At 65.2% G+C, this 13761-nt stretch carries 10 protein-coding genes; 2 read left to right on the top strand and 8 right to left on the bottom strand.

Features of this window, described 5'->3' with window-relative positions; all coding sequences use genetic code 11:
- Window positions 1–1238 (bottom strand): MFS transporter (locus R3X27_RS18795; RefSeq protein WP_317710422.1); only part of this gene is annotated, 1238 nt, incomplete at its 3' end.
- A gap of 183 nt (window positions 1239–1421) precedes the next feature.
- Here R3X27_RS18795 and R3X27_RS18790 point away from each other — a divergent pair.
- Entirely contained in the window at window positions 1422–2039 is a 618-nt protein-coding gene (locus tag R3X27_RS18790; RefSeq protein ID WP_317710421.1) for a TetR/AcrR family transcriptional regulator, read from the top strand.
- Window positions 2040–2158: 119 nt separating this feature from the next.
- On the opposite strand, the gene R3X27_RS18785 is transcribed toward R3X27_RS18790, so the two are convergent.
- Both R3X27_RS18785 and R3X27_RS18780 read right to left on the bottom strand, forming a co-directional pair.
- Window positions 2159–2878 carry an NYN domain-containing protein gene (locus R3X27_RS18785; protein WP_317710420.1) on the bottom strand — a complete coding sequence of 240 codons (720 nt, stop codon included), beginning with the start codon at window positions 2876–2878 and terminating at the stop codon, window positions 2159–2161.
- Window positions 2879–2961: 83 nt separating this feature from the next.
- The gene (locus R3X27_RS18780; RefSeq protein ID WP_317710419.1) at window positions 2962–4074 is read right to left on the bottom strand and encodes an S-(hydroxymethyl)glutathione dehydrogenase/class III alcohol dehydrogenase; all 1113 of its coding nucleotides are present in this window, start codon (window positions 4072–4074) and stop codon (window positions 2962–2964) included.
- A gap of 72 nt (window positions 4075–4146) precedes the next feature.
- Here R3X27_RS18780 and R3X27_RS18775 point away from each other — a divergent pair, with 72 nt between their 5' ends.
- A complete protein-coding gene (locus R3X27_RS18775; protein WP_317710418.1) occupies window positions 4147–4599 on the top strand; it encodes an I78 family peptidase inhibitor in 453 nt (150 codons plus the stop codon).
- Here the strand turns inward: R3X27_RS18775 and R3X27_RS18770 are convergent.
- The 5 genes from R3X27_RS18770 to R3X27_RS18750 all read right to left on the bottom strand — a co-directional run bounded on the left by R3X27_RS18770 (window position 4596) and on the right by R3X27_RS18750 (window position 13747).
- Window positions 4596–6296, bottom strand: a complete 1701-nt coding sequence (locus tag R3X27_RS18770) for a thiamine pyrophosphate-binding protein (protein WP_317710417.1) — start codon at window positions 6294–6296, stop codon at window positions 4596–4598. The two genes, R3X27_RS18775 and R3X27_RS18770, sit on opposite strands and share 4 nt — an antisense overlap.
- A 239-nt stretch (window positions 6297–6535) precedes the next feature.
- Window positions 6536–8590 (bottom strand): PTS transporter subunit EIIC, encoded by a 2055-nt coding sequence (locus tag R3X27_RS18765; RefSeq protein ID WP_317710416.1) that lies wholly within the window; start codon window positions 8588–8590, stop codon window positions 6536–6538.
- Window positions 8591–8607: 17 nt separating this feature from the next.
- Window positions 8608–11133: a phosphoenolpyruvate--protein phosphotransferase gene (gene ptsP / locus R3X27_RS18760; RefSeq protein WP_317710415.1), complete on the bottom strand. Its 2526-nt coding sequence runs from the start codon at window positions 11131–11133 to the stop codon at window positions 8608–8610.
- A gap of 155 nt (window positions 11134–11288) precedes the next feature.
- On the bottom strand, window positions 11289–12473 hold the full coding sequence (locus R3X27_RS18755; protein WP_317710414.1) for a GAK system CofD-like protein: 1185 nt from the start codon (window positions 12471–12473) through the stop codon (window positions 11289–11291).
- Between the two features lie 164 nt (window positions 12474–12637).
- A complete protein-coding gene (locus tag R3X27_RS18750) occupies window positions 12638–13747 on the bottom strand; it encodes a lytic murein transglycosylase (RefSeq protein ID WP_317710413.1) in 1110 nt (369 codons plus the stop codon).
- Window positions 13748–13761: the final 14 nt, after the last annotated feature.

Below are 13761 nucleotides of genomic sequence, written 5' to 3'. Positions count from 1 at the left end.
CAGGCGAGACGCGCGCCGAGAGGCCGTTCATTGACCGGCAGATGCACCAGCGCTGAGAAGGCGCCGACCCCGACGCCAACCCACCAGACAGCCGTGTAGTCGCCGCTCAGGTCATACATGCGTCCGCCCAGCCAGACACCGAGAAAAGAGCCGAGCTGATGCGAGAAAAAGACGATTCCGTAGAGCGTGCCCATGTGGCGTAGCCCGTAGATATGGGCGACGAGGCCGCTGGTGAGCGGCACGGTGGCGAGCCAGAGCGCCCCCATGGAGATGGAGAAGAGCACGACCGTGGCTGGCGTGATCGGCACCAGGATGAAGGCGGCAGCGACGATGGTGCGTGCGGTGTAGATGCCGGCGAGCAGGTATTTCTTCGAATGGCGGCCGCCGAGCCATCCGGCCAGCAAGGTGCCGCCGATATTGGCCACCCCGATCAGGCTGATGGCGATCGCGCCAAGCGTGCTGGTGGAGCTGATGCCGAGCCCGTCGAGTACCCCGCCTGTCTGGATCGGGCCGCACATCTCTGTGACAAAGGCGGGAAAATGGGCGGTGATGAAGCCAAGCTGATAGCCGCAGGAGAAAAAGCCGATAAAGATCAACGTGTAGGAGGGATCTCGGAAGGCTCTCGCGAGGATCTCGCCCATGCTCTCCTCAAGCTCGGCCCGGCTGGCGGGGGACGGCGAGCGCATCATTGGCAGGACAAGAAGCGTGGACAGGATTGCAACCGCGAAGATGACGAAGACGCTCTGCCAGGGCAGGAAGGACAGCAGCCACTCGGCGAGTGGCGCGCCGAAGATCTGCCCCCCCGAGCCGGCGGCGGTGGCAATAGCCAGCGCCATGGAACGGTTCTCGTCACTGGATGCGCGCCCGACCACGGCGAGGATGACGCCGAAACCGGTCCCGGCGATGCCGAAGCCCACCAGCACCTCCAGAACCTGGTGCTGCGCAGGTGTGACCGCCAGCGAAGATAGCAGCAGGCCCGCCGCATAAACGAATGCACCGACTATAATGGCGCGACGGTCTCCGAATTTCTCTGCAAAGGCTCCGAAAAACGGCTGGCTGATGCCCCAGGCGAGGTTCTGGATGGCGAGGGCCAGCGAGAAATCCGCCCGCAGCCAGCCGAACTCCTCTGCAATCGGAATCTGGAAGACCCCGAAGGAGGCCCGGATCGCAAAGCTGACCAGAATGATGAGGCAGCCAGCCACAAGGACCGGGGTAATGAGCGGGGCGCGTTTTTCCATGCCGCCGAAATTGTCCCAAGCCGCGCAGAGGGTCAATTCCCGCACTGTCATCGGCGCGATGCAGGGGCGGATTTCGGGTGGATCTGAAGCGCCTTGCCTCTTGCCCGGACAGGTCGCCGATCATCTCCACTTGCCCAAAGTGAACTGATTAGTTTATATTCATTGAAACGAAAGAGAGGTTTCATGAACGCGGCAGCCGGACAGATCAAACGCGGACGGAAATTCGACCAGGTGCTCGAAGGGGCGCAGGAGGTCTTCATGCGCGACGGGTTCGAAGGCGCGAGCGTGGATGACATTGCCCGGGCAGCGGGCGTATCCAAGGCGACGCTTTACAGCTATTTCCCCGACAAGCGGTTGCTGTTTATGGAAGTGGCCACCGGCCAATGTCAGCGCCAGGCCGACGAATGCATCCAGGCAATCGACCCGGAGCTTCCGCCCGGCGAGGTTCTTCGAGGCTCGGCGGAGCGGATGATGGGGTTCTACCTTTCGGAGTTCGGCCGGGCGGTGTTTCGGATCGTGGTGGCCGAGACAGAACGGTTTCCGGGGCTTGGACGGGAGTTCTGGGAGGCGGGACCAGCCAAGTCGCGCGATGTGCTGATCGACTACTTTCACGAGGCGAACGCGCGAAAAAAACTCCGGGTGCCCGACGCGGAACTGGCCGCGGACCAGTTCACCGAACTGTGCAAGGTTGACCTGCATCCCCGGCTCCTGATGGGGCTCTGCGGCGAGGTCTCGGAGGCCGAGCGGGACCGGGTTGCCACCGGCGCGGTGGAAATGTTCCTGGCACGCTACGGCGTGTGACTCTGGTAGCCCGGCACAGTCGGAGATGGTGGCCGAAAATGTGGAGTGGGTTTGAACCGCTCCGTCAGTGGCGTAATCTCCCTTGAATCGCCTTGGACCGTGCCGTCACCGCGCCACGCCTAGTCCAGCCGGCGAACCTGAAGCTGGTTGGAGCCGCTGCGGCGGGTCTCGAAGATCTTGATCGCCTCGATCAACTCCGAGAGCTTCTTCTTACCATAGGTCCTTGTGTCGAAATCCGGGTTGGCGGCGGTCATGAACTGGCCAAGCTGGCCGAGCGTGTACCAGTCGTCATCCTGGTCGATCCCGTCCATCGCCTTGAGAATGAGGTCGCGGGCTTCGTTGATCGGACGGGATTTCGGCGCCTTGGTCGGGGCGGATTTCTCGGCCGGGTCTGGCTCGACACCCGAGATATTTTCTATGAAAATGAATCGCTTACAAGCCTGCCGGAAGGCCTGCGGCGTCTTTTGGCGCCCAATGCCAAACACGTCCAGACCATGTTCGCGGATGCGGCTGGCCAGCCGGGTGAAATCGCTGTCCGAAGAGACGAGGACGAAACCGTCGAAGCGGCCGGTGTGCAGCAGGTCCATCGCATCAATGACAAGCGCGATGTCGGAGGCGTTCTTGCCGACCGTGTTGGCCGGTTGGTGGAAGGGGACAAGGCCGAACTCGGCCTGGACCTTGGACCAGCCCTTCATCTGCGGCGAGGAGAAATCGCCATAAACGCGGCGGACGGAGGCTTCGCCATAGGACGCGATCTCGTCGAAGATCGCTTTGGTGTTCTGCGGCGAGGTGTTGTCGGCGTCGATGAGGATGGCGAGGAGAGGACGTTGGTCGGGCATTTGGGCTCCGTTGAGAGCGGAGAACCGGGGGCTGCCTGCCCCCGGACCTCCGGGGATATTTCTGTCCAGAAGAAGTCTGGGCGTCAGTAGACGACGACGGAGCGGATGCTCTCGCCGGCATGCATGAGGTCGAACCCCGTGTTGATGTCGTCGAGTGACAGTGTGTGTGTGATCATCGGGTCGATCTCGATCTTGCCCTGCATGTACCAGTCAACGATTTTCGGCACATCCGTGCGGCCGCGCGCGCCGCCGAAGGCCGTGCCGCGCCAAACCCGGCCGGTGACAAGCTGGAACGGCCGGGTGGAGATCTCGGCGCCAGCGGGGGCCACACCGATGATGATCGATTCGCCCCAGCCCTTATGCGCCGATTCGAGCGCGGCGCGCATGACGTCCACATTGCCAGTGGCGTCGAAGGTGTAATCCGCGCCGCCGCCAGTCAGCTCGACGAGATGGCCGACGAGGTCGCCTTCAACCTGCGCCGGGTTGACGAAATCGGTCATGCCAAAGCGGGTGGCCATCTCGACCCTTGCGGGGTTGATGTCGACGCCGACGATCTGGTCCGCGCCGATCATGCGCAGGCCCTGGAGGACGTTCAGCCCGATTCCGCCGAGACCGAAGACAATAGCGCGGCAGCCCAGTTCGGCCTTCGCGGTATTCACCACGGCACCGATGCCGGTGGTCACGCCGCAGCCGATATAACAGATCTTGTCGAAGGGAGCGTCCGGGTTGACCTTGGCCAGCGCGATCTCGGGCAGAACGGTGTGGTTGGCGAAGGTCGAGCAGCCCATGTAATGCAGGATCGGCGTGCCATCCGGCATGGAGAAACGGGATGTGCCGTCGGGCATCAGGCCCTGCCCCTGCGTGGCGCGAATCGACTGGCAGAGATTCGTTTTCGGGTTGAGGCAGTATTCACACTCCCGACATTCGGGGGTGTAGAGGGGAATCACGTGATCGCCGGGTTTGAGCGAGGTCACACCGGGGCCGCATTCGAGCACCACGCCCGCGCCCTCATGGCCGAGAATCGCCGGAAAAAGTCCCTCCGGATCAGCGCCAGACAGGGTGAATTCGTCCGTGTGACAGATGCCGGTCGCCTTGATTTCAACCAGAACCTCCCCGGCTTTCGGCCCGTCGAGGTTCACTTCCATCACTTCCAGCGGCTTGCCCGCTTCAAGTGCTACAGCGGCGCGCGTTTTCATTGCCGTAATCTCCCGTTAGACTGCGTTAAAACCGTGGGCGATGCGCCTGCGATTTGCAACTGTGAGGATATGATGAAGGCGAGAATTCTGCTCATCTCGGCGCTGGCGCTGGCCCTGGCCGGATGCACGGACACGACAAGCAATCCGGTCTCCGAGGAGATGTTTATCAGCGAGCCGACGCCGACTGTCGCCTCGACCCTTCCCCCGGCAGCGACCACCGAGACGGTCATCGGTCCCGACGGGCAGGCAATCGACCCGGCCCTGGCACTGGTCGAGGAGGATCCCTTCTCGCAGACCATCGAGGGCGGCGCGGATGGGCTGACCGAGCGGCTGCCCGACACCTGCAAGCTTGAGCTGTACCAAGGCTATACCGGACAGACCCAGGCGGAGATTGATGCGGCCGGTCTGGGCGTGAGCTACCGGATTGTTCCGAAAGGCTCCATTGTCACGCAGGAATACCAGCCGCTGCGGGTGAATTTCTATCTCGACGGTAGTGGGAAAGTGTACCAGATCGCCTGCGGCTAAGGCGTCGGGTCTCCGGCATCCGGGGCGGCGGTACGGGCCTGTCCGCTGGCCCGGGCCTCGTCGAGTGTCATCATCGGCGACAGGGCTTGCGGATCGACCCGCAGATCCAGCACGGCCAACGTCCCGGCAGCCTCTGCCTCGGCGAAGGCCGCCGGGAAGTCTTCGTTGCGCGAAACCGTCGCTCCCCAGCCGCCATAGGCGCGGGCGAGCGCAGGCAGGTCCGGGGTGAACAGCTCCGTGCCGCTGACACGACCGGGGAAATGACGCTCCTGATGCGCCCGGATCGTGCCGTAGCGGCCATTATTTACCACCAGCACGATGATCGCGACGCCGTATTGGGCGGCGGTGGACAACTCCGTCACGCTCATCTGCAGGCAACCATCTCCGGCAAGACAGACCACGCAACGCTCGGGAAATTGCAACTTGGCCGCAATCGCGGCGGGCAAGCCGTAGCCCATCGAGCCGGAGGTTGGCGCAAGCTGGGTTCCGTATCGTTTGAAGCGGAAATAGCGGTGCAGCCAGGCGGCGTAGTTTCCGGCACCATTGGTGAGGATTGCATCGTCGGGCAGGGTCTCCGAGAGCCAGGCAATCACCGCCTCTTGCTGGAGCGCGCCCGGGCTGGGCTGAGGTATTTGCCAGGTCTCGAAGTCGGCGCGGGCCTCCGCCGTCCAGATCCGGCTGTTGGCAAGCGGTGTCGCATAGGCGGCGAGATCGGAGACGATCTCCGCAGCGGGGGCCGCGAGCGCCATCTCGGGGCGGTGAACGCGGCCAAGTTCGGTCGGATCGGGATGGACATGGATCAGGCATTGGCGCGGGTTGGGCGCTTGCGGGTCGAGCAGGCTGTAGCCGGACGTGGCAGTCTCGCTCAATCGTGTGCCGAGTGCGAGGACAACATCCGCGCGGGCAAGTCGCTGGCCGAGCGCCGGGTTCATGCCGACGCCAAGATCGCCGACATAGCTGTCATGACGGTTGTCCATATGGTCCTGGCGGCGGAAGGTGACGGCAACCGGAAGATCCGCCGTCTCGGCGAAAACCTGGAGATCGGCGAGCGCCTGTGCCGACCAACCAGAGCCACCAGCCACAACCAGCGGGCGGCCGGCACGGCGCAGGCGCCTGAGGACGGCGTCGGCGAAGGCGCTGTAATCCGGACACGGAGCCGGGCGTGTGGGCGGGATGTCGCGTGTCTCGGCTTGCTCGGAGAGCATGTCCTCAGGCAGGCTGAGCACGACCGGACCCGGCCGGCCTGCCAGCGCAACATCCCAGGCGCGGGCAACATATTCCGGGATCCGCTCGGCCTCGCGAATCTCGGCGGCCCATTTGACGAGGGGGCCGAAGAAGGCCGGGAAATCCACTTCCTGAAAGGCCTCTCGGTCACGGTGGTGGCGGGCGATCTGGCCGATGAAGGCGATCATCGGCGTCGAGTCCTGCTGCGCGACATGAAGGCCGGCGGCGGCATTGCCGGCGCCGGGCCCTCGGGTGACAAAGACCACGCCGGGCAGCCCTGTGAGCTTGCCATGCGCCTCGGCCATCATCGCGGCACCACCCTCGTGGCGGCAGACGATATTCTCGATCCCGCTGTCATGCAGCCCGTCCAGCGCGGCGAGAAAACTCTCGCCAGGAACGGAGAAGACACGCTGGAGACCGCGCAGCTTGAGCTGGTCGACGAGGATTTGTCCGCCATGTCGTGTGAGTGTCATGTCTTGCTTCCCGAAAAGAACCGCCTGACAGAGCATGCCACCGGTCGGGCGATTGGCGACAGGTTTCGTTCTGCCGCAGGGGCGATTGCAAATAGCTCGAAGCATCCATCGGCCTGCACGCGCCCCGCCGCGCCGATATCCCACGCGCGCGAAGCGCGCGCCCGGCCCCAAACGGTTGCGGCGCGACAGCGCCAATGCCGGAGGGGAGGTTCGCCCAACCAATAGCCGGGCACACCCGCTCACACAGCCATCGCGGCCTTCATCTCGGTCGCGTATTGGTCGGAGTTGAGCCCGACCACGAGGTGAAGCAGGCCATCGCCGAGCCGCAGCACACCGCGCACGCCTGCTGCCTCAAGCGCCGCTTCATCCACCCGGTCGACATCGTCCAGCGTCACCCGCAACCGAGTCTCTGCAGCCGCCTCTGCCAGCCGGACGTTGCCGGCGCCGCCCAGTGCGGCGAGCATGGCCTGCGCCTTTTCGGCCGCATGCGGATCGGCAACGCGCGGTTTCGCGGCGTCCGGCTTGAAGACGACCTGCGGCGCGGACGCGCCCTCGGGCAGCTCCGCCTCGTCCCCCGCTGTACTGAGATAGTCCTGCATGTCGATCATCAGCCCCTCGGCGCGCGGCCCGAAGATCGCCTGCAGGTTGTTGCCGACCTGAACCACGCCCGCCGCGCCAAGAGCCTTGAGCTTGTTTTGATCCGCCTTCGCGACATCCGCCACCTCGATCCGCAACCGGGTGATACAGGCATCCAGCCCCGTGATGTTCGACCGCCCGCCAAAGGCCAGCACCAGCTCCTTCGACATCTGGTCCGCCGAGGCGACACCCGCGCTGGCCGTCTCGACATCCGCCGCCTCGCGCCCGGGCGTTTTCAAGTCGAATTTCAGGATCAGCGTCCGGAAGGTGATGTAATAGATCGCCGCGAAGATCGGCCCGAGGATGAAGACCACCCAGGGCCGGATATTCGTCACGTAGAACAGCGCGAAATCGATGAAGCCGTGGGAGAAGGAATAGCCCAGCCGCGCCCCGAAGATATAGGTCAGGAAAAAGGCCAGACCGGCCAGGAAAGCATGGGTCACGTAGAGCAGCGGCGCCACGAAGAGGAAGGCGAATTCCAGCGGTTCAGTGATGCCGGTCAGGAAGGCCGTCAGCGCCGCCGAGATCATGATGCCCGAGACACGCGCCCGGTTCTCCGGGCGCGCCGTGTGGATGATGGCAAAGGCCGCCGCAGGCAGGCCGAACATCTTGAAGATGAAACCGCCGCCGAGGATCGCCGCCGCATAGTCGCCCGCGAAATAGCGCGGGATGATGCCGTGGACCACCTCGCCCGTATCCGGGTTTGTGTAGGAACCGACCTCGAAGAAGAACGGTACGTTCCAGATATGGTGCAACCCGAAGGGCAGAAGGGAGCGTTCGACAAGACCATAGACGCTCGCCGCCATCGCCGGGTTGCCATAAGCCGCCCAGTCGCCGAAATCGCGGATTGCCGCGCCAATGGGCGGCCAGACGATGGCCAGCACCGCCGCCAGCCCGATCGCCGCGAAAGAGGTCGCGATGGGCACGAAGCGCTTGCCTGCGAAGAAGCCCAGATAGGCCGGCAGCTTCATCCGGAAGAAGCGGTTGAACATCGACGCCGCCACGAGCCCGATCAGAATACCGCCGAACACGCCGGTATCGATGCTCTCGAAACCGAAGATCTGCTTGATCTCGGCTCGACTCTGCGCGGCCGGGAAGGGCTGCGGCGTGCCCTCACCACTGTCGAAATGCGCCACGCCGTCCTGCATCGTGAAGGGGATGGAGATGTCGCCACAGGTAACGATCTCGGCCTCCAGATCATCGAGCCGGACCTTTTCCAGCGTCCGTCCCGCCGCGTCGAGACAGACAAATCTTTCCCGCCCCATGTCATATTCGACATGGGCCTCCTGCCCCTGAAACTGGATCGGCTCCACCGGGGAGAGTATCTGGATTGAAAGCAGCCCCATCACGCCGAGCGCCGCGACGAGTACGAAATAACCCACCGTCGCCGACATCGCGGCCACGCCGTCATTGTTGGTAAAACCGACGACGACGCCAATGGCGAAGATCAGCGGCAGGATGGTGAAGACCGCACCGCCCGCCGCGGCCATGATCTCGCCCAGCGTGATCAGCCAGGGCGCGAGGCTCTCGGCGCCGGCAATCGAGGAACCAACCCCGAGCAGGATGCCGGCCACCGGCAGCACCGAGACCGGCAGCATAAGCGCCTTGCCGACCTTCTGGAGCGTTCCGAAGCTTCTGTCGAGAAATGCACTCGCCATGATATTTCTCCGTAAAATCAGTAATCCAGCGGGACGAGCGCGCGCACATCCGCAGCAGCGTCAGCCGCCAGCGCCTGTTCGGCAAGCGCCTTGCACTCGTCGCTCGAATAGCGCCGCACTGCCGCCTTGATCGAGGGCAACGCCGGCACCGAGACCGACAACTCGTCCACGCCAAGCCCGAGCAGGATCGGCACCGCCTGCAGATCCGAGGCGATCCCGCCACAAACCCCGACCCATTTCCCATGCGCATGCGCGCCACGACAGGTATGGGCGATCATGTTCAGCACAGCCGGGTTCATCGCATCCGCGAGCGGCGCGAGCTTGGGATGCCCGCGATCCATGGCGAGCGTGTATTGCGTCAAGTCGTTGGTGCCGATGGAGAAGAAGTCCGCCTCGCGGGCGAATTGCTCGGCCATGACCGCCGCCGAGGGCACCTCGACCATGATGCCGACCTGCACCGGCTCGGTCTGTCCGAGCCGCTCCGTCTCCTCGTCGACAACCGCCCTGAGCGAGCGGAATTCCTCCAGCGTGGAGATCATCGGGAACATCATTCCCAGCCGTTCGCAGCCGGTCACCTGAAGGATGGCGCGGATCTGGGTGCGCAGGATCTCCGGCCGGTCGATGGCCAGCCGCACGCCGCGCACGCCGAGGAACGGGTTGTCCTCGCGTGGCAGCGGCAGGTAGGGCAAGGGCTTGTCGCCGCCGACATCGAGCGTTCGGATCACCAGCGGCTTGCCGCCAAGGGCACGGGCGACGCCCTGATAGATATCGACCTGTTCTTCCTCTCCGGGCGCGGTCGCGCGTTCGAGGAAGAGAAACTCGGAGCGTAGCAGCCCAACGCCTTCGCCCCCGAGCCGCATCGCCTCCGCCGCCTCGCTCATGCCGCCGACATTGGCGACCACCTCGACGCGGGTGCCGTCCGTCGTCACCGCCGGCTCATGGGCCGTGGCGATCTCCCCGGCGCGCCGTGTCTCGGCCCGCGCCCGCGCTTCGCGGATGCGGGCGACTTCCGCCTCGTCCGGGTTCAGCCGCAACGACCCCCGCGCCCCGTCGATCACAACCGCGGTGCCGTTGGGTACGTCCAGCGCCTGCGGTTCGATCCCGGCCACCGCCGGCAGGTCCAGCGCGCGGGCGAGAATGGCGACATGGCTGGTCGCCCCGCCGCCCACGGTGGCAAAGCCGAGCACGCGGTCGCGATCCAGCGTCGCCGTGTCCGAGGGCGTCAGTTCCTCGGCGATCAGGATTGTGCCCTCGGGCATTTCGGGTCCCTCGATGGGCTGCCCGGTCAGGATCGCCAACACCCGGCGGCCAACATCGCGCAGATCCGCCGCCCGCGCCGCCAGCAACTCATTTGGCAGCGCTTCGAGTTGCAGGGCCTGCCCGGTATAGGCTTGTTGCCAACCGAACTCAGCGCTCTTGCCCTTGGCAATCGCGCTTTGGGCAACGTCAAAGAGATCCGGGTCCTCCAACAGCTCCTGATGCGCCGCGAAAATCGCCGCCTTGGCGGGGTCCGCCTGGGCATGCAACTGCGCTTGCAGCGCTTCGAGCTGAATCCGGGCGCCGTTCACCGCCTCGTCGAGCTTGCGCGCCTCCGTGCGCGGGTCGGCCCCGGTCTCGGGCACCTCGATCTCTTCGCGCTTGAGCTGGAAGACACTGCCCACAGCCAATCCCGGCGACGCCGAGACCCCCAGCAACAGGTTCGGATCGTCGGAGCGCCGACGCGGCACCGGGGCCGCCTCGGGCCGGATTTCAGTCGTCGCGGGCGCTGGCGCGGGCGCGGTGCCCTCATCGCCCAGACCGGCCGCCAGTTCCGGTGCAAGTGTGGCAATCGCCTCGGTCGCGTCCGGCCCCTCGGCCACGAGCTGCACCTTGGCGCCCTGTTCGATATTAAGCTTCATGATCGAGACGACGCTCTTGGCATTCGCCTCGTCCTCGCCCCGCCGCAGTTGCACCTTGGCCTCGAATTTCCGCGCCATATTCGACAACACGGCCGCCGGGCGGGCATGCAACCCGGTCGGGTTCGGAATGACGATTGCCTCCGAGACAACCTGTTCGCCGCTGCTTTCTGTTTCGGCCTCCGCCGCGATCAGTTCGATCGACATCAACAGGTCCGTGCCGGCGCGGACCATTCCGCGTGCCGGCTCCAACGAGGCCAACCGATCCGAGTTCGTGATCACGACCTGGGTCAGCAGGCTCTTGGCATGGGTCGCCAGGAAATCCGGGTCGAATCCGATCAGCGGGTCGCCCTGGGCGACCTCCTGCCCCTCCTCGACCTGCGGCGTGAAGCCCTCTCCCTTCAGCATCACCGTATCGAGCCCGATATGGAGCATCACCTCCACACCTTCCGGGGTCGACAATGTCACGGCATGTCCGGCGCGATGAAGCTGTGCAACGCGGCCGGCGCAGGGGGCGCGGAGCATGTCGCCCAGCGGGTCGATGGAAACGCCATCCCCGACCATCTTCTGCGCAAAGACCGGGTCCGGAACCTGTTCGAGCGGCAGCATCACGCCGTCCAGCGGCGCTACGAAATCCAGTTTCGTCAAATCATCCCCTCCCCGAAGCGACTCGCCTCAAGGGTAACACGAAACTCGGAACATGCTTCATTAGATTACACCTTCCCAGAGGGTTAGATCGAAGTGGCGGAAATCACCCTCGCCGAGAAAATCTACCATCACGGGAATCGCGCCCTCGGGACATCTCAAACCAGCGAAATCAGCGCCTCACTGAGCGCTTCAGGGTCGTATCGCCCAGGACGGTCCGGCCGCGTCAGGTCCGCCGCAACGCAGGCGATTCCAAACCGTGCCGCGATCTCCTCTGCCGCTCCCTCTGTCACATGCGCGGCGTCGCACAGCACGAGATTGACCAGCGCGGCCACCGGACAGTCCGCCCCCGCATCAGCGCGCAACGCCTCCAGAAGCGCGCCGAGCTGGTTGGCGAGCCCCATATCGGGGCATTCCGGATCCACACCGAGGCTGGGCACATAGACCTTGGGGACCCCACGGGCCGCCACGGCGCGCCCGACCCCACTCGGCAGGAGGTTGGCGATGACACTGGTAAAGAGGCTGCCCGGCGGGTAGCAGATCAGATCCGCTCGCTCGATCAGCTGCCGGTTCCGCGTTGGCAGCGGCACGTCCTGCGGGGACAACTCGCGCGTGCCATTGGACAGGAAAAGCCTCCGGATCGGCCGCGCCAGCGGCGTGACCTCCTTGCCGGTCAGCTGCCGCTGGCCATGGATCTGGCTGCCATCCTCCAACTCGGCGCCGATATGCAGGTTCACATCGGCCACCGCGTGCACCTTGCCCAACACCGCCACCATGCGCGACATCAAGAACAGCGTCGGCTCCAGCGCATGGTCGTAGCTGAAATATCCTCCGGCGATGATCAGGTTGCCGATACTGGCGCGGCGATAGTCGAAATCAGCGGGCGCCTTGGCGGTGAAGCTGCGCAATTGTTGCAGGATCAGGGACCGCATGGGTTGCGTTACCGCCCGGGTCAGTTCGTGCGCCCCGGACAGGATCTCGGCGAATTCTGCCGCCGCCTCACCGGAAGACTCCACGGGCAAGCGGTGGGAAAACAGAGCGAAGATGTCCGGCTGGCCGAGATCCGTCTCGTCGGCCAGTGCGATCAGGCGAGAGCGCAGATCGCCCACGGCCGGCATGTCGAACGCCTCGCGCAGGACCTGGCTGGAGCCGCCGCTATCGAAGGGCGTTATCAGGTGGATCGAGTTATGCGTGTAGCGCTTGAGACACCGCGCCGTCTCGTTGAGGGCGCTGCCACCGGAGAAGAAGAGCAGTCGCGGTCCGAGATTTGGCGAGGCCTTCGCCCGCCCGATCCGCAAACTGTCCGGTATCTCGGCATATCGCGTCACTGTCAGCTCGGACATGCGGCGTCCCCCCTTGCCCCGTCGTGTCACGAAGCCTGTCCCGATAGGTTATATTGCCGGAGAACCACAAACTCGACCGCCTTTCTTGCCGCGCCCGTACGGACGTCCGCTGCGGAGATATCCCGGCCCGGCTGACCGACCGGCTTCCGGCGGACTTGCAGGGCTCAACGCGAGAGGGAGAGCAGCGCAGCCGATGGGTATCCGTCCGGCGGCAGGCCGCGGCTGCGCTGGAATGCACGGATAGCAGCGATGGTGTTGGGGCCGACGATCCCGTCCGCGCCCTGCGTGTCGAACCCGGCCTCGGTCAGCGCGGCCTGAAGTTGGCGCATCTCGGCGCGGCTCGGCGCGGTCAGCCCAGCAGGCCAGCTGGCGCGAAGTCCAGGCCGGCCGGCAATGCCATCGGCGAGCAACCCGACCGCCAGAACATAGGAATCGGCGGCATTGTAGCGCCGCAGTACGGTGAAGTTCTGGTGGATGAGGATGGCCGGCCCGCGATGCCCAGCCGGCAATAGGACCGACGCAAGCCCCGCCCCCGCGTGGACGGCACCGCCCGGTCCGCGCAGGCCCATCTGCGTCCAGTCCAAGAGCGGCAATGCAGTCTCGCGCCCGGTCAGGCCGATATCAACGCCCTGCGGCAGGCAGGTTTCTTCCGCCCAGCCCTGCCCGCTCTGCCAGCCTTCGGCGGCAAGGTAGGACGCGGCCGAGGCCAGCGCGTCGACAGGGCTTTCGGCCCAGATATCGCGCTGCCCATCGCCGTCGAAATCCACCGCATGGGCAAGAAATGTCGAGGGCATGAACTGCATATGCCCCATCGCCCCGGCCCAGCTTCCGAGCATCTCGTCAGCCGCCACATCGCCAGCGGAAAGGATCCTCAACGCGGCGCGCAGCTCTGCCTCGAAAAAGGCCCGGCGCCGCCCGTCACAGGCGAGTGTCGCGAGCGCGCGGAGCGCGGGGAGGTCGCCGCGAGTGACTCCGAAATTGCTCTCCAGCCCCCAGATCGCCAGCAGGATTTCTGCGGGCACCCCGAAGCGTGCCGTGATCTCCGTCAGCAGCCCGCACCGCGCCTGCCCCTGCCGGCGCCCTTCCGCCAGACGTTCCGGGCTGACGGCCCTGTCGAGATAGTCTCGGATCGTGAGGGTGAACTCGGCCTGGCCGCGATCCCGCTGGAGGACTTCGGGCAGCGGTTCGAGCCCGTCCAGCGGCGCACAGTCCAGCCCCTCGGCTGTAGCCTCGCGCCGAAAGCCCGCAAGCCAGTCCCGGAAACTGTCCTCCATGCCTGTCCCCTTAC

It is taken from the genome of Tropicimonas sp. TH_r6, assembly GCF_033101155.1.
GTDB lineage: Bacteria > Pseudomonadota > Alphaproteobacteria > Rhodobacterales > Rhodobacteraceae > Tropicimonas.
Note: the sequence above shows the minus strand (reverse complement) of the source record. Positions and strands in the feature narration are given on the sequence as shown.

Excerpts from the sequence above, each read along its gene's own strand:
- R3X27_RS18790 (WP_317710421.1), top strand. The coding sequence starts at position 1,422 with ATGAACGCGGCAGCCGGACAGATCAAACGCGGACGGAAATTCGACCAG.
- R3X27_RS18785 (WP_317710420.1), bottom strand. The coding sequence starts at position 2,878 with ATGCCCGACCAACGTCCTCTCCTCGCCATCCTCATCGACGCCGACAAC.
- R3X27_RS18780 (WP_317710419.1), bottom strand. The coding sequence starts at position 4,074 with ATGAAAACGCGCGCCGCTGTAGCACTTGAAGCGGGCAAGCCGCTGGAA.
- R3X27_RS18775 (WP_317710418.1), top strand. The coding sequence starts at position 4,147 with ATGAAGGCGAGAATTCTGCTCATCTCGGCGCTGGCGCTGGCCCTGGCC.
- R3X27_RS18770 (WP_317710417.1), bottom strand. The coding sequence starts at position 6,296 with ATGACACTCACACGACATGGCGGACAAATCCTCGTCGACCAGCTCAAG.
- R3X27_RS18765 (WP_317710416.1), bottom strand. The coding sequence starts at position 8,590 with ATGGCGAGTGCATTTCTCGACAGAAGCTTCGGAACGCTCCAGAAGGTC.
- R3X27_RS18755 (WP_317710414.1), bottom strand. The coding sequence starts at position 12,473 with ATGTCCGAGCTGACAGTGACGCGATATGCCGAGATACCGGACAGTTTG.
- R3X27_RS18750 (WP_317710413.1), bottom strand. The coding sequence starts at position 13,747 with ATGGAGGACAGTTTCCGGGACTGGCTTGCGGGCTTTCGGCGCGAGGCT.